The organism is Pseudomonas sp. TE4620, assembly GCF_056279045.1.
Genome location: NZ_JBWBQO010000001.1, coordinates 5,806,858 through 5,826,032, shown reverse-complemented (window position 1 = coordinate 5,826,032; position 19,175 = coordinate 5,806,858). Strand labels below are relative to the sequence as shown.

20 protein-coding genes are annotated in these 19,175 nt (G+C 64.7%); 9 read left to right on the top strand and 11 right to left on the bottom strand.

Annotation, left to right across the window (positions count from 1 at the left end; genetic code table 11):
• The first annotated feature begins 56 nt into the window (after positions 1–56).
• From ACZ9A3_RS26990 to ACZ9A3_RS26970, 5 genes are all read left to right on the top strand, one after another.
• A complete protein-coding gene (locus tag ACZ9A3_RS26990; protein WP_045197063.1) occupies positions 57–362 on the top strand; it encodes a MazG-like family protein in 306 nt (101 codons plus the stop codon).
• On the top strand, positions 359–1,108 hold the full coding sequence (locus ACZ9A3_RS26985) for a methyltransferase domain-containing protein (RefSeq protein WP_093376449.1): 750 nt from the start codon (positions 359–361) through the stop codon (positions 1,106–1,108). The genes ACZ9A3_RS26990 and ACZ9A3_RS26985 overlap by 4 nt, the downstream gene beginning before the upstream one ends.
• A 23-nt stretch (positions 1,109–1,131) precedes the next feature.
• Positions 1,132–1,767: a DUF4136 domain-containing protein gene (locus ACZ9A3_RS26980; RefSeq protein ID WP_045197059.1), complete on the top strand. Its 636-nt coding sequence runs from the start codon at positions 1,132–1,134 to the stop codon at positions 1,765–1,767.
• A gap of 19 nt (positions 1,768–1,786) precedes the next feature.
• Complete coding sequence (locus tag ACZ9A3_RS26975) at positions 1,787–2,347, top strand: DUF4136 domain-containing protein (protein WP_093376454.1); 561 nt, start codon at positions 1,787–1,789, stop codon at positions 2,345–2,347.
• Between the two features lie 103 nt (positions 2,348–2,450).
• Positions 2,451–4,388 carry a pilus assembly protein TadG-related protein gene (locus tag ACZ9A3_RS26970; protein WP_476253298.1) on the top strand — a complete coding sequence of 646 codons (1,938 nt, stop codon included), beginning with the start codon at positions 2,451–2,453 and terminating at the stop codon, positions 4,386–4,388.
• Here the strand turns inward: ACZ9A3_RS26970 and ACZ9A3_RS26965 are convergent.
• Entirely contained in the window at positions 4,373–7,069 is a 2,697-nt protein-coding gene (locus ACZ9A3_RS26965) for a PAS domain-containing sensor histidine kinase (RefSeq protein ID WP_213602549.1), read from the bottom strand. The two genes, ACZ9A3_RS26970 and ACZ9A3_RS26965, sit on opposite strands and share 16 nt — an antisense overlap.
• The gene (locus tag ACZ9A3_RS26960) at positions 7,066–7,509 is read right to left on the bottom strand and encodes a TadE/TadG family type IV pilus assembly protein (protein WP_045197053.1); all 444 of its coding nucleotides are present in this window, start codon (positions 7,507–7,509) and stop codon (positions 7,066–7,068) included. The genes ACZ9A3_RS26965 and ACZ9A3_RS26960 overlap by 4 nt, the downstream gene beginning before the upstream one ends.
• Positions 7,510–7,584: 75 nt before the next feature.
• Here ACZ9A3_RS26960 and ACZ9A3_RS26955 point away from each other — a divergent pair, with 75 nt between their 5' ends.
• Both ACZ9A3_RS26955 and ACZ9A3_RS26950 read left to right on the top strand, forming a co-directional pair.
• The gene (locus tag ACZ9A3_RS26955; RefSeq protein WP_195885606.1) at positions 7,585–8,055 is read left to right on the top strand and encodes an A24 family peptidase; all 471 of its coding nucleotides are present in this window, start codon (positions 7,585–7,587) and stop codon (positions 8,053–8,055) included.
• 138 nt (positions 8,056–8,193) lie between these two features.
• Complete coding sequence (locus ACZ9A3_RS26950) at positions 8,194–8,976, top strand: response regulator transcription factor (RefSeq protein ID WP_045197049.1); 783 nt, start codon at positions 8,194–8,196, stop codon at positions 8,974–8,976.
• Between the two features lie 19 nt (positions 8,977–8,995).
• On the opposite strand, the gene ACZ9A3_RS26945 is transcribed toward ACZ9A3_RS26950, so the two are convergent.
• From ACZ9A3_RS26945 to cpaB, 8 genes are read right to left on the bottom strand one after another with little or no spacing between them, the layout of a single operon-like run.
• The gene (locus ACZ9A3_RS26945; RefSeq protein WP_045197046.1) at positions 8,996–9,256 is read right to left on the bottom strand and encodes a DUF3613 domain-containing protein; all 261 of its coding nucleotides are present in this window, start codon (positions 9,254–9,256) and stop codon (positions 8,996–8,998) included.
• Between the two features lie 7 nt (positions 9,257–9,263).
• Positions 9,264–9,980, bottom strand: a complete 717-nt coding sequence (locus tag ACZ9A3_RS26940; RefSeq protein WP_195885603.1) for a tetratricopeptide repeat protein — start codon at positions 9,978–9,980, stop codon at positions 9,264–9,266.
• A gap of 14 nt (positions 9,981–9,994) precedes the next feature.
• Positions 9,995–10,882: a type II secretion system F family protein gene (locus tag ACZ9A3_RS26935; protein WP_045197044.1), complete on the bottom strand. Its 888-nt coding sequence runs from the start codon at positions 10,880–10,882 to the stop codon at positions 9,995–9,997.
• Between the two features lies 1 nt (position 10,883).
• Entirely contained in the window at positions 10,884–11,765 is an 882-nt protein-coding gene (locus tag ACZ9A3_RS26930; RefSeq protein ID WP_476253297.1) for a type II secretion system F family protein, read from the bottom strand.
• Positions 11,762–13,030 (bottom strand): TadA family conjugal transfer-associated ATPase, encoded by a 1,269-nt coding sequence (locus tag ACZ9A3_RS26925; RefSeq protein ID WP_045197040.1) that lies wholly within the window; start codon positions 13,028–13,030, stop codon positions 11,762–11,764. The genes ACZ9A3_RS26930 and ACZ9A3_RS26925 overlap by 4 nt, the downstream gene beginning before the upstream one ends.
• Positions 13,027–14,217 (bottom strand): CpaE/TadZ family protein, encoded by a 1,191-nt coding sequence (locus ACZ9A3_RS26920; protein WP_093376481.1) that lies wholly within the window; start codon positions 14,215–14,217, stop codon positions 13,027–13,029. The genes ACZ9A3_RS26925 and ACZ9A3_RS26920 overlap by 4 nt, the downstream gene beginning before the upstream one ends.
• Positions 14,214–15,467 (bottom strand): type II and III secretion system protein family protein, encoded by a 1,254-nt coding sequence (locus ACZ9A3_RS26915; protein WP_093376485.1) that lies wholly within the window; start codon positions 15,465–15,467, stop codon positions 14,214–14,216. The genes ACZ9A3_RS26920 and ACZ9A3_RS26915 overlap by 4 nt, the downstream gene beginning before the upstream one ends.
• 20 nt (positions 15,468–15,487) lie before the next feature.
• The gene (gene cpaB, locus ACZ9A3_RS26910; RefSeq protein WP_045197034.1) at positions 15,488–16,417 is read right to left on the bottom strand and encodes a Flp pilus assembly protein CpaB; all 930 of its coding nucleotides are present in this window, start codon (positions 16,415–16,417) and stop codon (positions 15,488–15,490) included.
• Between the two features lie 319 nt (positions 16,418–16,736).
• Here cpaB and ACZ9A3_RS26905 point away from each other — a divergent pair, with 319 nt between their 5' ends.
• A complete protein-coding gene (locus tag ACZ9A3_RS26905; RefSeq protein ID WP_093376494.1) occupies positions 16,737–16,958 on the top strand; it encodes a Flp family type IVb pilin in 222 nt (73 codons plus the stop codon).
• A 61-nt stretch (positions 16,959–17,019) separates the two neighbouring features.
• Positions 17,020–17,427, top strand: coding sequence for a response regulator (locus ACZ9A3_RS26900; protein ID WP_045197030.1), 408 nt, complete (start codon positions 17,020–17,022; stop codon positions 17,425–17,427).
• A gap of 34 nt (positions 17,428–17,461) precedes the next feature.
• Here ACZ9A3_RS26900 and ACZ9A3_RS26895 read toward each other — a convergent pair whose 3' ends face one another.
• Positions 17,462–19,129 (bottom strand): ShlB/FhaC/HecB family hemolysin secretion/activation protein, encoded by a 1,668-nt coding sequence (locus ACZ9A3_RS26895; protein WP_476253296.1) that lies wholly within the window; start codon positions 19,127–19,129, stop codon positions 17,462–17,464.
• Positions 19,130–19,175: the final 46 nt, after the last annotated feature.

The window sequence follows — 19,175 nt, the reverse complement described above, 5'->3', positions numbered from 1 at the left end:
CCCTCTTGCGTTGCGACGGCGCCCGCCTGAAGCTATGCCGCTTGAGGAGAGCCCCGATGAATTTGCAAGAACTGACCGAACGCCTGCACCGCATCCGCGACAACAACGACTGGCGCGGCTTTCACAGCCCGAAGAACCTGGCCATGGCCGCCAGCGTCGAGATGGCCGAGCTGGTGGAAATATTCCAGTGGCTGACTGAAGACCAGTCGCGCCAGTTACCGCCCGAGCAGCTGGAACACGCCGGCCAGGAAGTCGGCGATATCGTCCTCTACCTGTTGCTGCTGTGCAGCGAGCTGGGCCTGGACATGGAGCAGGTGGTCAGAAGCAAACTGGCCGACAGCGAAAGGCGTTTTGCCAAATGAACGACCGTCACTTCGATGAGCTGGCGACCCGTTTTGCCGAAAAAATCTATGGCGGTGCCAAAGGCGCGATCCGCCTGGCAGTACTCCAGGCGGACCTCGCCGAAGCGCTCCCTGATCGCCCGCTGCGGGTACTGGATATCGGCGCGGGCCTGGGTCATATGTCGCTATGGCTGGCCCAGCGCGGGCACCAGGTGACTCTGGCCGAACCCGCCGCGCCGATGCTCGACGGCGCCCGAGAGCGCTTTGCCGAAGCCGGCCAGCAAGCCACCTTCATCCAGGCACCGTGGCAGGACCTGCTCGGCCAGTTGACCGAGCCCTATGACCTGGTGCTGTGCCACGCGGTACTGGAATGGCTGGCCGAACCTGAGGCCATCCTGCCAGTGCTGCATCAATTGACCCGCACCGATGGCCTGCTGTCGTTGGCGTTCTACAACCGCGACGCGCTGGTGTACCGCAACCTGCTCAAGGGCCATTTCCGCAAGTTGCGCAGCAACGAGCTGGCCGGTGAAAAGCAGAGCCTGACCCCGCAAAAACCACTTGATCCACGCACGCTCAAGGCGCAACTTGAAGGCTTGTGGCAGGTCGAAAGTGAAAGTGGCGTGAGGGTTTTCCACGACTACATGCCCCGCGATTTCCAGGCCAAGGCCGAGCTGCTCGACCTGCTGGAAATGGAACTGGCGCATCGTCGTCACCCGGCCTTCGCCGGCCTGGGCCGCTACCTGCACTGGATCTGCCGACCGCGCTGAAGCGCACCCACCGGGAGGGTGACATGCCGTACCGTTTGACCCTGGGCCTGCTGTGCCTGGCCTTGGCCGCCTGCCAGGGCAGCAACCCGTATGTGGCCAGCTCCCGCCCGTTGCCCCCGGCCCCCGCACAGGCCGCCACGACCTTCGATGCCAGCGCCTACCCGGCCGCGCCGCGCGACTACGCCCGCTACCGCAGCTGGGCCTGGCTCAACGGCCAGTTGCCGGCGGGCAGCACCTATGCAGAGCCTGCACAGCTGGCCGATGCGGTCAGCAACGCCCTCGACCAGCGCGGCCTGCGCCCGGCGCGCAATGGCCAGGCAGGCGACCTGCTGGTGAGCGCCGACCTGCGCCTGGAACGGCGCCTGCGCCAGGTGCGCGAAGACTACTACCCCTACGACAACTACCCCTATGGTGGTTACGGCGGCTACGGCAGTTTTGGCCGCTATCACAATGGCTACGGGGCCTACGCCAGCGTGCCGCTGGTGCGCACATACGAGGTCGAAGTGATGGTGGTGCACGTCGAGCTGTATGACGCCCGCGACGGCCAGCCAGTCTGGAGCGCCAGCGCCGAGACCGCCAGCCAGGACTCCCAGGGCAAGCGCGCGGACGCGGTGCGCGAATCGGTGCAAAAGGCCCTGGCCAGCTATCCTCCCAGTTAAAGGTAATCGGAGAACCATCATGTTGCGCCGTCTCGCTTTACTCTCGCTCGCGCTGCTGCTCGGCGCCTGCCAGAGCAACAATGTCACCCAGGATTTCGACGCCAGCCGCGACTTCGCCGCTTACCGCAGCTGGGCCTGGCAGGAGCCGGGGCTGCAATACCGCCCGGATGACCCGCGGATCAAGAGCGACCTCACCGAACAACGCATCCGCCAGGCGGTGGCCGGCCAGCTTGACCAGCGTGGCCTGCGCCCGGCCCAGGGCAACAGCCGCCCGGACCTCAAGGTGCAGTCCTACCTGATCGTCGAGAACCGCCAGCAACAAGTCACGACCAATTATGGCGGCGCCTGGGGTGGCTACTGGGGCGGCTACTGGGGTGGGCCGATGTACAACGAAACCCGCAGCGTCGACTACAAGGTGGCAACCATCCAGGTCGACCTGTTCGACGCCCGCGACGGCAAGCTGGTGTGGCGCGGCAGTGCCGAGCAGATCATGAACAACTACCCGCCAAGCCCGCAAGAGCGCAACTCGGCAATCCAGAACACCGTCGCCAAGCTGATGGGCAACTACCCACCACGCTGAACCCCACCCGCCAGTCGCCATGCAGGCGACTGGCCATTATCTTGTCTACACTCCTTTGCACTGCTGCTGCCCCGCGCGGCCTTGGGCCGGCAAAGGAGTGCTCGTGTCTACTCGCTTTCCAGCACGGCAACGTGGCGCCATCGGCTTGATCGCCGCCCTGACCCTGGGCATGGCCTTATTGTTCGGGCTGTTGGTGGTCGACAGCGGGCGGCTCTACCTGGAGCAGCGCAAGTTGCAGCGGGTGGTCGATATGGCGGCACTGGAGGCAGCCGGGCAAAGCGCCGTGTGCAGCGGCCCCGGGCCCCAGGCCGCTGCCCTGGCCCAAACCAGCGCCAGCCGCAATGGTTTTACCCTGGCCGAAGGGCGAACCCTGGCCACCGCTTGCGGCACCCTGCAGACCGGCGTCGACAGCCTGCGCCGTTTTACCGTCAACCCCGCACGCAACGATGCGATCAGGGTTATCGCCCAGAACAGCGTGCCCACCAGCATCGCCGCCGGGGTGCAGGCGCTGGTTCGCGGCAATACCCTGCCTACCACCACCAACCTCACGGCCCAGGCCGTGGCGGCGACGCCGAAGCCACCCTTGGCCGTATTGCGCATCCGTACAACCCTGGCCGACATCGACTCACGCAAGTCGGCATTGCTCAATGCCCTGCTCGATCCGTTGGGTGGGCGGGTGCAACTGGATGCCCTTGGCTGGCAAGGCCTGGCCAACACGGATATCAACCTGCTCAAGTACCTGGACCAACTGGCAATTAACGTCAGTGTACAAGCCGGCAACTACGACGAGCTGCTGGGTAAGCAGCTGTCGGCCACGCAACTGATCCAGGCGGCAATCGACGTATTCAAACAAGGCAGCAACACCGCCATCGACGTCGCCACCAACCTGGGCAAGCTCACCGTCGCCACCGATGACAACCGCGTGCTCAAGCTCAATGAAATCCTCGATATCCAGGCCGGCACCGCCAAGGCCGGGCTGGACACCAGCCTGCAATTGCTGCAACTGGTGCAAGGGGTGATCCTGCTGGCCGACAAGTACAATGCCGCTTCGGTCGAGTTGCCCTTCAATGCCCTGGGGCTGGTCAGCGGCAAGGTGCAGATCAAGGTCATCGAGCCGCCGCGAATTTCCGCCATCGGCAATCCGCAGACCAACGACATCAGCGTGCAGACTGCACAGATCCGCACCCTGGTGTCGCTGAATACGCCGGTAGTCGATACCCTCGGCGGCATCGTCACGGAAGTGCTGAAGCTGGCCGCACCGCTGACCAATATCCTTAACAACCTGCTGCACCTGAACCTGCTGGGCACCGTACAGTCCCTGACCTGCGCACTCGGAGTGCCGTGCAAGGTCAGTGACATCGAAGCCCTGAGCAAAGCTGCGCGCATTGATATCAGCATCGACACGGTCAAGGCGACCAGCCGTGTCAGCGCCTACCGCTGCAGCCCCGACAAGCAATTGACTGCGTCAACCGACAGCGCGGCAGCCACGGTCACCATCGGCAAGATCGACAACCCGGCGACCTTCTTCAGCACCGGTAGCGGCACGGTCACCCCGATCCCGCTGATCGATATCGGTACCAACATCTGCACCAGTGTGCTCGGGCTGTTTCCCAAATGCGCAACCCGGGTGCCCTGGGTAGGCGGGGGCGTGGGCATCAAGCCGGATCCGCTGCAGGTACTGTCACGCCACGAGAACCTGCTGTTCAGTGGCGCCAACCTGCCGGAGATCGGCAAGCCTGCGCCTTACCTGAGCATGCAACCGATCAACGTGGTGCAAAGCCTGAGCACCACCATCGATACCCTTCCTTTGCAGGTCTACAAACCACAGAACGGTGATGTGCTGGGCGAGATCCTCAGTGTTGCCAGCAGCGTGCTGACCGGGGTGACGAATATCCTCAAACCGATGATCAAGAACCTGCTCAGCCCGCTGGTCGATCCCCTGCTCAACGCCTTGCTCAAGGTTCTCGGCATCGACCTGAACACGGTCGAGGTCAGTGCCAACCTGACCTGCTCCAGCTCCCGCGCTCAACTGGTGCTGTAGACCGGCAACTCGATACAGAACCGCGCCCCCAGCTCGGCGTTCTCGACACTCAGGCTGCCGCCCATGGTGTCGATGATGCCGTAGCTCACCGACAGCCCCAGGCCAGTGCCAACGCCCACCGGCTTGGTGGTGAAGAACGGCTCGAAGATGCGTTCGAGCAAACGCGGCTCGATGCCGCCGCCGTTGTCCTCGACCAGCAACCGCACCTGCCGGGCATCCTGCTCCAGCCTCACGGCAATCCACGGCTGCAGCTCGCGGTGCTGCTCGCGTCGGGCCAACAGGGCATCGCGGGCGTTGACCAGCAGGTTGATCAGCACCTGTTCCAGCTGATCCTGATGACCACTGACCTGCACCTGCTGCCCAGGTGCCTGCACATGCAATTCCACGCCCTTGCCGCGCAAGCCGTCGGCCAGCAACGACAGGGCGCCCTCCACCGCCTGCCAGGGCACGAACGGTTGCTGCTCAAGCTCCGAACGCCGACCGAACACGCGCATGTGGTCGACTACTTTGGAGGCGCGCAGCACCTGGGCATCGATACGTTTTAGTTTGTCTTGCAGGTAGTCGACCTCGGCATTGCCGTTTTCCAGACGCTTGAGCGCGTTGACCACGGCCATGCGCATGACGTTGAGCGGCTGGTTGATCTCATGGGCAAGGCCGGTGGCCATTTCGCCGAGGGTGGCCATTTTCGCGCTTTGCAGCAGTTGCTGCTGGGTGCGCCGCACTTGCGTGTTGTCGCGGCCCACCGCCTGGATTTCTTGCAACTGGCCGTGCTCGTCGAATAACCCACGATCAGACCACAACCACCAGGCATGCTCGCGCCCTGGCAGTTGCAGGCAGATCTCGGCGCTGCTCACCGGCTGCTCCGGGGTCAAGCCCGCCAGGCGTTCGACAAAGGCCTGGCGCTGGGTCGCGGACAGCCACTGGCCGAGGTTCACGCCGGCCAGTTGCGCGGGCGGGCATTCCAGGTAATCAGCCAAAGGCTGATTGCCGAACACCAGGCTCAGGTCCGGCCGGTAGCGGCAGATCATCGCCGGTGAATCCTCGACCAACACCCGATAGCGCTCCTCGCTCTGGCGCATTTTTTCCGTAGCCTCGGTGGCCTCGCTGACGTCCAGCCAGATGCCCACCACCTCCACCGGCAAACCGAGGTCATCGCGCAGCAGGCGCGCTTCATCCAGTACCCAGTGATAACCGCCATGCTGATCACGCAGGCGATAGCGGCTGCGGCTCTGGCCGTGCTGCAAGAGCATGCGCGTGCGCTCCAGCCACAGCAGCTGATCATCGGCGTGCAGCCACTGCCCCGGTTGCAGGGGCTCGCCGGCCAGCGGCTGCCAGCCGAGCATCGGCGTCAGGCTGGCGCTGCAGAACTCGGTGAGCAATGCGCCCTCGGCGTAGCGCTGGATGTAGATCACCGCTGGCGAGCTGGCGATCAGGTTTTCCAGGCGCGCCTGGGCAGCGCTGGCCTGCAGCTGTTGCGCCTTGATGTCGCTGATGTCGAGCATAAAACCCTGCACCCGGCGATTGCCGCCGCTGCCGTGCACCTGGCCGCACAAGCGATACCAGCGCGGCTGCGCCTGGGTGCTGTGATCAAGCAGGCGCAGGCTCAGTTGCAAGGCGCAGCCCTGGCGCTGCAGCTCGGCAAACGCCAGCTGGACCGCCTCGCGGTCTGCCGGGTGCACGCGGCTCAGCCATTGGTTAAGGGTAAGCGCCGCCGGAACGCCCAGGCTCTGGGCCAGTGCCGGGTCCAGATGCAACTGCGGCTCGTCCAGACGCCATTGCCACCAGCCGGCCCCCAACTGCAGCTGCAGGCTGTCCAGGCGCTCGCTCTGCTGGTGCAACTGGTGCGCAGCCAGGCGAGCGAGCAGCGGTTCGACAAAGGCGGCGGCGACCAGCAGGGCATCCTCGGCCTGCAGCACCTCTTGCGGCTCGATGCAGATCAGCCAGGCCTGGTTGACCTGGCCCTGGGCAAACGCCAACAGGTAAGTCGCCAGCCCTGGAAACAGGGCCTGTAGCGCGGGCTCACTGGCACTGCTTAGCATGCTCGCCGGCAACTGCCGATCGAGCAACGGCGCAAGCTGTTCGTCACGCAGCCAGTGCAGCGCATCGCCACTGCAGGCGTAGATCTGCCAGCCCTGCTCGGTTTGCACCAGCACTCCCGCGCCACGGGCCCGCCAGTGGCGTACCAGCCAGTTGAGCTGTTCTTCGGCCACCGCTTGCAGGCGTTCGATGCTGCAGGCGCGCAAGGCGCAGGCCAGGTGCGCAGTCAGGTGTTGCTGGCGCTCGGCAGCCAGGGCTTGCTGGCGGTGCAGCAACAGGTCGCCGATATCGAATAGTTGCAACAACCAGCCATCGCCCTGGGCTTGCAACCAGCCGCGGGTGTGCAAGGTGTGGCCACCGGCCGCCTTGAAGTCCAGTTCCAGAAGCTGCCCCTGCCAGTCTGCCGGCTCGCCTTCGAGCACCAGCAGGCTGTAGGGCTGCACGTAGTCGTGCAGACGTACCCCGGCCTGGGTCGGCAGCGCCAGCGCCGCGCGCAGCGGGCCGGCCTGGCGCAACACCCTGGCCGCGCCATCGAGCCACAGTTGCAGGCCCACCGCCGGCACCTCGGGGGCTTGCGCCACGGGCTCTTCGACCGGCGCCGCGCGCCCGCGCCAGCGCTCGAACAGGCTTTGCCCGCCACTCACAGCTGCAGGCTCGCTTCGGCCTTGAGGCTGTCGGGCAGGCGCGGCACCTCACCGATGCCCGGCAGTTTCAGTACCGGCAATACCGCCGTCAGTTTGCTCTTGGCGTAGTTGATCTTCACCGTCAGCAGCTTGCCCGGGGTAAGGACAACCTTGGCATCGCTGCTGAACTGGAAAGCCAACGGCGCTGGCATCCACGCCAGTTGCTCGCCGAGCACGCGCTTGGCCAGCGCCTCGACATCAGCGCCGTAAGTGGCGCTGGCAGGATCCAGCGCCACACAGCGGCGTACCGCTTCACTGCTGGCCTGGTTGAACGATTGCAGCATCAGCATCGGCAGGCCGTAGCTGACCACCCCGTAGAAGACCGCGAAGAAGATCACGAATACCGCGACAAACTCGAGGGCTGCCGCGCCTTTTTGCCGCTTGCACAGGCTTGCTTGCATGATCGCGTCTACCCTGACAGTGACACCTGAAAGACAGCATAGAATCATTCACCACAAAGGGATGGCCTTTCGCCAATGCAAAGCATTGTTCTGCTGCTGTGGCTTGCCTTGTGCTCTGAACAAGATCTGCGCGAACGCCAGATCGCCAATACCCTGACCCTCGGCGCCGCCGCCTGCGCCCTGGGCTACCTGTTCGTTACCGGACACACCTGGATTGGCGCCGACGCCAGTGAAGGCGGCCTGGCGCTGGCCATCGTCATGCTGCTGACCCTGCCCGGCTACATGCTTGGCCGCCTCGGCGCCGGCGATGTGAAATTGCTCGGTGCCCTGGCCCTGGCCACTGATCGCATGCACCTGTTGGGGACATTTATCGGTGCCGGCGTCGCGGTGCTGGCCTGGCTGCTCAGCCGCCGTTGGCTTTGGTCCCTTTTAAGTCAGAAGGTTAAGAACCGTCTGAAGCAATTGAGCGAAGAATCGTCAAAAAAACAGCCGTTCGCGCCATTCCTGCTGGTCGGTTTTCTACTGGCGGCGGTCTGGATCAATTAGCCGAATACCGCACGCAAAAGGATGTACAAACCTTGTACATAGTCAAAAAGTGCGACTACTTTCTAGTGTGTGCCAGGAATGGATCCAGGCTCGACCTGGCCGCGGGAACACCAAGGCGAATAGCGCAGGGAGTAGCATGTGAGCAAGCCAGTCAGTGAGTTGAAGGTGCTGGTCGTGGACGACCAGCCACTGATAGTCGAAGAGTTGTGCGAATTTCTCCAGGGCAGCGGCTACCGTTGCCTGCCCTGTCATTCCAGTACCCAGGCCATCGAGCAGTTCAGTGTCGATCAGGAGATTGCCCTGGTGGTGTGCGACCTGCACATGCCCGACTGCGATGGCCTCGAACTGATGCGCGCGCTCAAGGCCATTGCCGGGCCGCAGCGTCAGTTCGAAGCGATCATGCTCACCGGGCGCGCGGCCAAGCAGGACGTGATCAAGGCGCTGCGCGAAGGCTTTGCCGACTACTATCAAAAACCGGTCGACCTCAACGAGCTGCTTGAAGGGGTACAACGCCAGGAGGCCGCCGTGCTGGAGCGGCGCCGCAGCTACCAGCACCTGGGTGACCTGAACCAGAAACTGCAGTTTCTCGCCGAGTCGATCGACGATCTCTACCAGGACCTGGACAAGGCCCGCGGGCTCGGTGCGCACCGGCGCGCCAGCGATATCGAGCCGGAAGCTGAAAGCGACAACCTGCCAGCGCTGTTCGATAAGTTGTCACCGCGCCAGCTGGACGTGGCCAAACTGGTCAGCAAGGGCAAGACCAACTACCAGATCGCCTGCGAACTGGGCATCACCGAGAACACCGTGAAACTCTACGTGTCGCAGGTGCTGCGCCTGACCCACATGCACAACCGCACCCAGCTGGCGCTGGCGTTGTCACCCGGCTCCTCGCCCCTGCATCAGCGAGTCACGGCGCACTGAGTGCGCTTTGGCGGCTGAGTCACTTGTCGGACGCACCGGTACTCTCCCAGCGGTAGAAGTCCGGGATCACATATTTGTAGCTGTCGAGCCAGCGCTGCATGCTCTGGTCGCGCTCCTTGGGCGTGGCCGTCTGCGGGATCTTCGAGGCTTCAAGGTTGCGTGCCTGTAGCTGCAGCCAGGCTTCGGTGGTTTGCTGGGCCTTGGACGAAGGCCCGCCCTCCAGCGCCAGGGCGGCCAGGGGCAGTGCGCTGAGGGCAAGCAGGAGCAATGACCTGTTCATCACGACCTCACTGTTGGGTGACGCTTGAGGCTTCTGGGGTTACCACCGCGACCTGGTCGGTCCGCGCCGCGGGTTTCTTCAGTTGCTCGGCGCGCGCCCGGGCTTCACTGAATTGCGCCGGCGTCAGGTGCAGGCGGCTGACCAGGTCGGCGGCCTGCTGGAACTTGTCCTGGTACAGCAGCAGGCTCACCAGGTTGACCGCCGCCAGGGCGTTGTTGTCCTTGAGCTCGATGGCGGTAAGGAACTCGAAACGCGCTTGCTCGACATTGCCCAGGTTCAGGTAAACCACGCCGAGGTCGTTGCGCACCTTTTCGTCGGTCGGCGCCAGGCGCACCGCGCGCAACAGGTGGCGCTGAGCCTGGAGGTTGTCGCCACGGGCCGAGGCCAGTTGCCCCAGGCCATGCTCGCCTTCTGCTGCCAGGCAGCCACCGAGCAGGCTACGGTACAACGGCTCGGCTTCGCTGCGCCCGAGCAGGCGCGACACCCGGGCCTTGCGCAAGCGCACCTGGGCCATGTCCGCCGGCAACGCCTCAAGGTGCGCCAGGCTGGCATGCGGGCGGCCCTCGGCGAGCATCTCGTCGGCCATGCTCAAGGCCAGCTCCTGGGCCGAATCCGGCTTGCTGCAACTGACCGGCATACCCGGCAAGGCCAGCCACTGCGCGCCGTCCTGAGTGGTACAGCCAGCGAGCAGCGCCAGGCTCATGATCACCATGACTGCTTTCATGCACATCCCTCCGCTCATGAACCCAAGGCCTTGGCCAACGCCGTAAAACCGGGCCCGGCCAACACAATTAGCAAGGCCGGAAACAGGAACACCATCATCACTATCGACATCTTCCCGGACATCTTCGAAATTCGCTCCTGCATGCGCGTCAGGCGCCGGTCATCGAGCAGTTGCTTGAGTGCCAGCAACGACTTCATCGCCCCGCCGCCCTGGCTCAGCAACTGCTGGAGGATCACGCAGCTGTCGCTGAACTCATCGACGCTGAGCAATTGCGCGGTTTTTTCCAGCTCCGGGGCCAGGGCCAGGCCGGAGTCGACCCGCAGCAGAATCGCCCGCAGCTCCTCACTCAGCACCGGCAACAGTTGCCGTGATTCCTGGCTCAGCACGCGCAAGGCCTGCTCCACCGCCAGGCCCGATTCGAACAGGATCCGCAGCAGCGGAATAAAGGTCGACACCTCCCGGGCCACCTGCTGCTGACGGCGCGCCGCCGCCCAGGCCAGCAAGCGCTTGGGCAACAGGTAACCGGCGCCCATGGCGCACAGCGGCAGTACCAGCCACGGGGTCTGGCTGGTGTGGTACAGGGTTTCCTGCGCGATCACTCCCAGGCCCAGCGCCAGAAGCGGCGCCCCCACCTGGCAGGCAGCGAACAGCGCCCGTTGCCGGCTACGCCGCCAGCCGATGCGATCAAGCAGCAAACGTGTCTCGCCGTCCAGACTCAACGAACGCTGGCCCAGGCGGCTGGCGCCGAGCTGCTGCAGCCAGTTGCCCAAGCGGTTGTCCGCGCCCAGCTGGCCCTGCAAGCGCTGGGCGACCAGGCGCTGACGATGCCGCTGGCGCAGGAACTGAGCCAGCAGCAAGGCAAAGGCGGCAAACAGCATCAGGGCACTGAGCAACAGGGCCATTTCAGATACTCTGCAACATGCGCCACAGCGCCAGGCAGCCCAAGGCCTGCAGGAGGAAGGCCCCGAGCAGGAGGAACTGGCCGTTGCTGTCGCGCCACATGGTCAGCAGATAGTTGGGATTGCTGATCAGGAAGTAACCGGCCATGCCCACCGGCAACAGGCCCAGGACCATAGCCGTCATGCGCGTTTCGCCGGTCATGGCGCGCAACTGCCGCGCGCCCTGCTCGCGTTCGCGAATCAGTTTGATCAGGTTCTCCAGCAGCTCGCTGGCGTTGCCGCCATAGCGATGGTTGATACGCAGGCCCAGGGCAAACAGGCGCAGTTCGTCCTGGTCATACAACTCGGCCAGTTCAGCCATGGCATCGTCGAGGCTGACGCCCATCTGCACATTGCGCCGCACCCGTTGCAAGGCGCCGTGCAACGGCTCGCGGGAAGCATCGATGGCACCGAGCACGGCATCGCTGAGGGTGCGCCCGGCCTTGAGGCTGCGCACGCTGTGATCGAGCAGCACCGGCAGTTGCTCGATCATCCGTTGCAGCCGCTGCCGATAGCGCCAGCCCAGGTACAACCAGGCCAGCAGCGGGCCGATGAGCAACAGGCCAAGGCCTGCCACCCAGCCCACGACCCGCCCGGTCAACAGCGCGGCCAGCAGCCAGAGGGCCAGCCAAAGCCACAACAGCTCGTTACGCCGCTCGATACCGGCACGCTGCAGCAGGCGGTCCAGCCAGTCGTGCCCGACCGGCGCCAGCGCAGCGGCTTGCTCGACCTGACCCAGACGCCGGAGGATGCGCTCCTGGGCAGACTTGCGCATGCCGCGGTAGAACAGGTGCACCGACAAGCCGAGCAAGGCCAGGCAAATCAGCCCGAGGAGCGCGGCGATCACGGCTGGAGCTCCGAGTAATCGCGGCGCAGCTTGTCGCCGGCCGGGTTCGGCGCTTCGCGCAAAAAGCCTTCGCCCGTGCGCCGATCGAGCCGGAACAGGGTATTGGTGACGTACACGTCATCACGCACCCCGACCACCTCCAGCACCTCGCTGACGCAGCGGCGGCCATCGGCCAGGCGGGTCAGCTGGATGACCACATCCAGCGCCGCGCAGATCATCTGCCGCAGGGTTTTCTCGGCCACCTGGCGACCGGTCAGGCCGACCAGGGTTTCCAGGCGCAGCAAGGCATCCTGGGCAGTGTTGGCATGCACGGTACTCATCGAACCATCGTGGCCGGTGTTCATCGCCGTCAGCACATCGAGCACTTCGACGCCGCGAATCTCGCCAAGCAGAATACGGTCGGGGCGCATCCGCAAGGCGTTGCGAATCAGCTCGCTGGCCTTGATCTCGCCATGCCCTTCGGCATTCGGCGGACGGGTTTCCAGGCGCACCACGTGCGGGTGATCGAGCTGCAGTTCGGCCACGTCCTCGATGGTCACCAGGCGTTCGTGGGGGCTGATCAACTGACTGAGGATATTGAGCAGGGTGGTCTTGCCGGTGCCGGTACCGCCGCTGACCAGGATGTTGCAGCGCCGCGCCACCGCCAGCTGGATGAAGTCGAGCATGCCCTGGTCGATGGTGCGGGTGGCCAGCAGGTCGGCGCTCTTGAGCATGTCCTTGCGAAACTTGCGGATCGACAGGCACGGGCCGTCGAGCGCCACCGGCGGGATGATGGCGTTGACCCGGCTGCCATCGGGCATGCGCGCGTCGACCATCGGCGAGGACTCGTCCAGGCGCCGCCCCAGGGGCGCAAGAATCCGTTGCATGACCCGCTCGACATGATGGGCATCGATAAAACGCAGGTCGGTCTGTTGCAGCACCCCGGCCCGCTCGATGAACACCCGGTGCGGGCCGTTGACCAGGATTTCGGTGACGCTGGCATCGCGCAGCAGCACTTCCAGCGGGCCGAAACCAGTCAGCTCGTCGACGATTTCCTCGGCCAGGCGTTCCATCTCGTAGCGCGACAACGCCAGGTGCAGGCGGGCAATGTAATCGCCGACCTGTTCCACCACGAACTGCGCCAGGGCCGGGCGCGAACCTTCGAGCAGGTTGCGGCCGCTGTCCTCGATGGCGTCGATGATGTAACGGTGCAGGGCGCGTTTGAGCGCCTGTGGGTCGGCCCCCAGGTTATGCCGTGGGCCACCGAACAACTCGTCGCCGCTCACTTGTGCCCCCACAGCCGATTGAGCCAGGTGGCGACCACCGGCGGGTTGTTTTCCGAGCGCCGCGCCAGGCGTTCACCGAGGCTTTTCAGCTGTTGCGTAAGCGGCTCGCGCGGCGCCAGCTCGAACAGGGTCAGGCCCTGGTTCTTGGCGTTCAGGCGCACCTCCGGGCTATAGGGCAAGACCCGCAGAACCGGCAGGCCGTAGCGCTTGCCCAAGGCTTCGGAATCCGGCGCGACACCGCGCAGGTAGCGGTCGACCAACAGGCTTGCGTGTTCGAGCTTCATGCCCTTCTCGCGCCACTGGGTCAGCACTTCGAGGTTGCGCCGGCAATCGAGGACGTTCTGGTCGGTGTACCAGATCAGCTTGTCGCAGTGGCTGACGAAGGTGCGCAGGGCTTCGCTGTCAGCCTGGCCGGTGAGGTTCACGACGATGTGCTGGAAGTGCTGGCGCAAGGCGCTGAGCAGCATGTACAGCTCTGCCGCGCTGGTGCGCTCCAGCGGCTCGTCGGTCTCGGCATAAGCCAGCAGGCGCAGGCCTGAGCTTTCGCGGGTGAAGGCACTGTCGATCAGGGTGTTGTCGAGCCGGCGCAGGTGGCGCAGGGCATCGCCGAAATGAAACGAGGCTTCCAGGCCGAGCAGCGCCAGGCTGTCACCCCGCGGCAGGCCAAGGTCGAGCAGCAGGGTCTGCTGGCCGCTGGTCTGCACCACCCGCGCCATGTGCGTGGTCAGCAAGGCGCCGTCGGCGGCACACTGGGCCCCATAGAGCACGGTCAGCCCGCCCAGGCTGGGGTTGCTGGTCACCGGCGGCAGGCGTTTGCTCAAGCGCCGCACCAAGCCTGCGACTTCACTGGAACGCGAGCCGTAGGCGACAAAATCCCGCGCCCCGGCACGCATGGCGTTGAGCACCAGTTGATTGTCCATGCCATCGCCGAGGGCGACGATCGCCAGCATCGGCTTGGCTTCCAGCACGCCCTCGATCAGCGCGCACTGGTTGACCACCTGCTCGCGGTCGAGGCCGACGAACACCAGGCTGGCGAAGGTGACATCGACCAGCGCCAGCAACTCGTCAAGGCTGCCGCTGCCGGCACCGACCACTTGCCCCAGCGGCGCCAGTGCGCCCTGCAACCATTGCAGGTCACCATCGTTGCGGGTGATGGCGAGGAAGGTCTGGCTCAGGCTTTCACTCATTGGGATAACCCGCTGCGACGTTCAAAGTCGCCGTTTTCCAGAAAGAACAGCCGGCCCCAGCTCGGGTCGTAGTTACGCAGGCCCTCACCCGGCAGCGACGGCAACTGGGCATCGGCCGCCAGCGGCTGGACCAGGTGCGGGGTAACGATCATCAGCAGTTCGGTCTCGTCGCGCTGCACCGAGGACTGGCGAAACAGCGCGCCAATGATCGGCAGGTTGCCAAGGCCTGGAAACTTGTCGACGGTCGAGCGCGACTGGCTGCTGATCAAGCCACTGATGACGAAGCTCTCGCCATCGGCCAGGGAGATGCTGGTGTCGGTACGCCTGACGGTCAGGCCGGGCACCTGGGTACCGGCGATATTCACCGCCTTGTTGTAGTCCAGTTCGCTGACTTCCGGCGCGACTTTCAGCAGGATGCGATTGCGGCTGACCACGGTGGGCGACAGGGTCAGGCGGATACCGAACTCCTTGTATTCGATCGAGACACTGTCGCTGCCGCTGCTGGGCACCGGGATGGGGATCTCGCCGCCGGCGAGGAAACTTGCGGTCAGGCCGCTGAGCACCACCAGGCTGGGGCGCGCCAGGGTGTAGGCGAAACCGCTGGTTTCCAGGGCATTGATCGCGGCCAGGAAGCGACTGCTGCCACCGCCCCAAATGATGTTGAACACGCCGTTGTCCAGGGGAATGTTCGGCGTGCCGGGCACGGTGGGCACCTGCCCCGGGCTTACGGTGGTGTTCGGCACAGTGCTCGGTGAGCCGATCAGGGTGTTGTTGGAGCCCTTGAAGAACAGCCGCGCGCCGGCCTCCTTGTACTTGGTGCGGTTGACTTCGACAAAGCGGATATCGGCCTGCACCTGGCTGGGCAGCAGCGGATCTTCGGACGGCGGCAGCGCACTGGCAGCCATCTCGCTGCTGGCAATGCCCTTGACGAACACCATGGCCTGGCGCGGTGTCTTGGCGCAGGCAGTCCACAGCATCAGGCTGGTGGCGCCGGGGCCGACCGCCGTCAGCAGCACCGCGTCAGTGCCACTGGCATGTACGTCGGCAATCTTCGGCTCGCCAATCGCCGCGCGGGTGATTGCCACCGGCAGGCGCACCTCCTGCTGCAGGCCCTGATCGATCTCGATGACGCCCGGCACCTGCTCCAGCGCCGCGCAGCCGGACGCCGCCATCGCCGTTGGGGCGAGCGGCACGGCGCACAACAGGGCGCAGAGCATCTGCTTGATTACCCGCTCGGAACGACTGCTCATTGAAGGGCATCCTTGCTTGGTCAGGGGGTTGGCGTGTTGGCTTGATTACCGCGGATGATTTCCATGCCGCGTGGCGGCGCTGCGCTGGCCACAGGTCGGGCGGCCGGTACCTGGGCGAGCTGGCTGAAGCGATAGAGTTCACGGTTGGCGTTGTCGACGGCCTTGGCGCTGGCATGCGGGTCAGTCCAGTACTGGGCCAGGCGCTTCTCCTCGGCGCTGCGTACCGCCAGGCGCAGACTGCCGGCCTGAGCGGCCAGCAGCAGGCGGCTGGCCAATGCTTCGGGGACCGCCAGCACCACAGTGCGCACCGGGTTGCGCTGTTGTTCCTGACGGGCCTTGTCATCCATGGGCGCCTCGGCAGGCTGGCCATCGTTGGCCAGGCCCAACTGCGCACCGACACTGAGCAGGCGCAAGGCCGGCAACACTACCTGGGCCGAGGCTTGCGGGTTGCTGTTGTCTTCACGCAGGAACACCAGCACATCGACATAGTCACCCGGGCGCAGTTGCCCGGCGGCGCCGACCACTTCGTCCACCGCCACCGCCAGCGCCCGCTCACTGGGGTGAATCATCCGTGCCAGCGGGCCACCGGCCTCGAAGCTGCCCTGCTCCAGCCAGGTGCCGGCGCTCAAGGCGCGCCAACTGCTGCGCCCGAGCACTTGTTCAAGGGTCTGGAAACTACCCGGCGGCGCCACCTGCAGGCGTTCGATCAGCAGGTCTTCGGCCACCAGCGGGGTATATGCACTGACATCGCGACGCAGCACGACAACCGGCTTGCGCAGTTCGTCTGTTGCTTCCGTGACCACCCGGGTCACCGGAGCCTGCGCGGGTTCGACGGCGGCTGCCGGCGCCGGCTCGCTTGGCGGCTGGCTGAGCATCAGCCCCCAGTAGCCGGCCAGCAGCGCACCGATCAAAAAGAGGCCTGCAAGGATGATGGTAATGCGACTGCTCATGCTGGCCCTCCTTCTCCCCAAGCTGTCCTTCAGGCTCACTTTTGTGAAATGGCCCACAGCACTGCAGTCGGAAACAACTATTTCGCTATTTGACGGTAGCGCAGCTAGGACAAAATGCCATTACCCGTCAGATTTTTTTCCGTCGCAAAGCCGACACCCCCATAAAACAACAGCTTATTGGCGTCGGTATTTGGTTATAACTTTAGTATTAATACCTTCTTACATTTGCCGAGATTTGGCCCGTTGACGATGCTGTGGTGGCAAAGGGGAATCACTGAATACCCCTGCCATCTGCGCCTCCGGCGCAAGGAGAAATGCCATGCGTCTTTCCCGAGTCCTCAAGAGCTGCAAAGAATTCTTCTACCGCAAGGATGGTGCCTCGGGCATCGAGTACGCGATTGTCGCGGCCATGGTTGCTGTAGCGCTGACAGCGTTCATTACGCCCATTTCTACCAATGTGTCTGGGGTCATGACCAAGATTGAAAACGCGCTAAAAGCGCCGCCTGCTTCGGGCGGTGGCAGTGGTGGCAGTGGTAGCTGACGAGTGGCTTCATCGGTTCACGCCAATGCACTGATCAACTCCCCCATCACAGGACCGCCCCATGCCGACCTCTTCCCCCCGTCAACAGCTACTCCTGGTGGATGACGAAGAGGACGCCTTGCTGGAACTTGCCGAATTGCTGGAGGGCGAGGGTTTTTGCTGCTACACCGCCACCTCGGTGAAACTCGCCCTGCAACAACTCACCCGCCACCCGGACGTGGCCCTGGTCATCACCGACCTGCGCATGCCGGAGGAGAGCGGCATATCACTGATCAGGCGCCTGCGCGAGCACACCTCGCGCCAGCACTTGCCGGTGATCGTCACCTCCGGGCATGCCGACATGGACGACATCAGCGACCTGCTGCGCCTGCAGGTGCTGGACCTGTTCCGCAAGCCGATCTACCACAACCGCCTGCTGGAAACCCTCGACAACCTGTTCCCCAAACCGCGGATGCAACTGGTGCAATGAACCTGCGGGGGCTACGGCCCCTGTAGGAGCCGGTTCACAGCTGCACGCTGAAACTCACACTCAGCCGTGGCTCGCGGTCAAAGCTGTCGAGGGCAACATCCGACAGCGGCTTGGCCAGCTCCAGCGCCAGGTTGTAGAAACGCCCGTCACCGATGCGCAGCCCCAAAGCCACTGAACTCAAGTGTGCATCGCGCAGATCCACCTCGTTGAACCAGGTGCGCGCGGTGTCCAGTACGGCATAAGGTTGCAGCAACTTTACCCAGCGGCCATCGCCGTTGAAACTGTAATTGAGCTCATAGGCCAGGCCCCAGCCCTTGTCGCCCAGGGCCTGGTCGGCGGGGTAACCGCGGGCAAAGCTCTGCCCGCCGAACACCACCCGCTCGCTGTCGGGCAGGCTGTCGCGGCTCCAGTACAAGGCCGCCGACGCCACCCCCTGCCAATTGCCAAACAGGCGATCGCTCTGCAAACCGGACAAACGCAGGCGGAGGAAATCCAGGTCGAAATCGCTGTTGCTTTTCGCCCCCAGGTAATCCAGGCCCTGATAGGCGCCACCACTGACAATCCGCAGTTGGTCGGCATCGGCCTTGCGCCACTCGCCTTCAAAGCCCAGGGCACGCACATCGGTGCGATTGCTCAGCCGCAAGGGCGCGTCGACCGCGCGATACTCAACATCGTCATTGACCATGTAGAAACGCGCAGCAACGTTGAGCGACTCACCGGGCGCGGCCAGCAGCACCTGGCTGAGGCCCGCCGAAAAGCGGTCGTTCTCGCGATGGGCCTTGAGCTGGGTGCCATCGCCGAGCAGCACCTGGGCACTGGGGTCGCTGTCGTAACGCGAGGCCGACAGGTGCAACTGGCTGCCCTGATCGTCCAGGTACTGGGAGTAGTCCAGGCGAAAATAGCTTTCGTGATCTTCCCCGCGCGGCGCCAGGGCGGTGACGCTGAACTGTTCGGCCAGCGCCGTCTGCGCGTTGCTGCTCACGCTGAGCAAGGCCTGGGGGTCATCGCGGGTGCCATCAGTGACGGTCAGGTTGCCGCTGAACGGCCGGCGCCTGGCCTCGACGATCAGCCGGCTGGTACCACTGACAGGGTTGGCAGGCGCAAGGCTTGCCTGCACGCTGAAGCCCGGCAGGCGGCTCATCAGCGCGACGTAGCGCTCGAAGGTGGCGCGGGTCAGCGGCCGTTCGGCCTTGAGCCGGCCCACCAGTTGCTCAACGTAGGCCGCCGCCGGGCCCACCTCGCCGTGCAGCTCGAGTTCATCGATGTAGCCTTCGACCAGCACCACCCGCACCCGGCCATCGGCGAAGTCCTGCTCGGGCAGGTAGGCATGCGACAACAGGTAGCCGTCCTGCTGGTAGCGCTGGGTCAGGCGCTGGGTGGCGTCGATCAGCTCGCCGAGGCTGACCTCGCGGCCGACCAGGCTCTGGTAGTTGTCGCGCAGGTCACTCAAGGGGTAGATGCTGCCGCCTTCGAAGCGCACTTTGCGCAGGAAGATCCGCGTGTCGCGCAGCAACGGCCGGGCCTGGGTTACCGGCACCGGCACCAGCACTCCCGGGTTGCTTGGCCGGTAGGCATCGGCCGGCAGATTGGGGGCCGGCAGGTTGCGTTCGATTTCGTGGCTGTCGAGAAAACGCGGCAGGGGTTCGCTGCTGGCAACGCTCACCCAGGACAACCCCACTATCGCGACGGCCAACGCACGCATCGGACACTCCATGATCCCGAACAGTACAAGGCCGCCAGGGCGGCGG

What these genes read in the sequence shown, in the direction of transcription:
- ACZ9A3_RS26960 (WP_045197053.1), bottom strand. Translation starts at nt 7,509, where the DNA reads ATGCAAGCAAGCCTGTGCAAGCGGCAAAAAGGCGCGGCAGCCCTCGAG.
- ACZ9A3_RS26935 (WP_045197044.1), bottom strand. Translation starts at nt 10,882, where the DNA reads ATGGCCCTGTTGCTCAGTGCCCTGATGCTGTTTGCCGCCTTTGCCTTG.
- ACZ9A3_RS26920 (WP_093376481.1), bottom strand. Translation starts at nt 14,217, where the DNA reads ATGAGTGAAAGCCTGAGCCAGACCTTCCTCGCCATCACCCGCAACGAT.
- ACZ9A3_RS26895 (WP_476253296.1), bottom strand. Translation starts at nt 19,129, where the DNA reads ATGCGTGCGTTGGCCGTCGCGATAGTGGGGTTGTCCTGGGTGAGCGTT.
- ACZ9A3_RS26955 (WP_195885606.1), top strand. Translation starts at nt 7,585, where the DNA reads ATGCAAAGCATTGTTCTGCTGCTGTGGCTTGCCTTGTGCTCTGAACAA.
- cpaB (WP_045197034.1), bottom strand. Translation starts at nt 16,417, where the DNA reads ATGAGCAGTCGCATTACCATCATCCTTGCAGGCCTCTTTTTGATCGGT.
- ACZ9A3_RS26975 (WP_093376454.1), top strand. Translation starts at nt 1,787, where the DNA reads ATGTTGCGCCGTCTCGCTTTACTCTCGCTCGCGCTGCTGCTCGGCGCC.
- ACZ9A3_RS26900 (WP_045197030.1), top strand. Translation starts at nt 17,020, where the DNA reads ATGCCGACCTCTTCCCCCCGTCAACAGCTACTCCTGGTGGATGACGAA.
- ACZ9A3_RS26945 (WP_045197046.1), bottom strand. Translation starts at nt 9,256, where the DNA reads ATGAACAGGTCATTGCTCCTGCTTGCCCTCAGCGCACTGCCCCTGGCC.
- ACZ9A3_RS26940 (WP_195885603.1), bottom strand. Translation starts at nt 9,980, where the DNA reads ATGAAAGCAGTCATGGTGATCATGAGCCTGGCGCTGCTCGCTGGCTGT.
- ACZ9A3_RS26915 (WP_093376485.1), bottom strand. Translation starts at nt 15,467, where the DNA reads ATGAGCAGTCGTTCCGAGCGGGTAATCAAGCAGATGCTCTGCGCCCTG.
- ACZ9A3_RS26980 (WP_045197059.1), top strand. Translation starts at nt 1,132, where the DNA reads ATGCCGTACCGTTTGACCCTGGGCCTGCTGTGCCTGGCCTTGGCCGCC.
- ACZ9A3_RS26905 (WP_093376494.1), top strand. Translation starts at nt 16,737, where the DNA reads ATGCGTCTTTCCCGAGTCCTCAAGAGCTGCAAAGAATTCTTCTACCGC.
- ACZ9A3_RS26990 (WP_045197063.1), top strand. Translation starts at nt 57, where the DNA reads ATGAATTTGCAAGAACTGACCGAACGCCTGCACCGCATCCGCGACAAC.
- ACZ9A3_RS26985 (WP_093376449.1), top strand. Translation starts at nt 359, where the DNA reads ATGAACGACCGTCACTTCGATGAGCTGGCGACCCGTTTTGCCGAAAAA.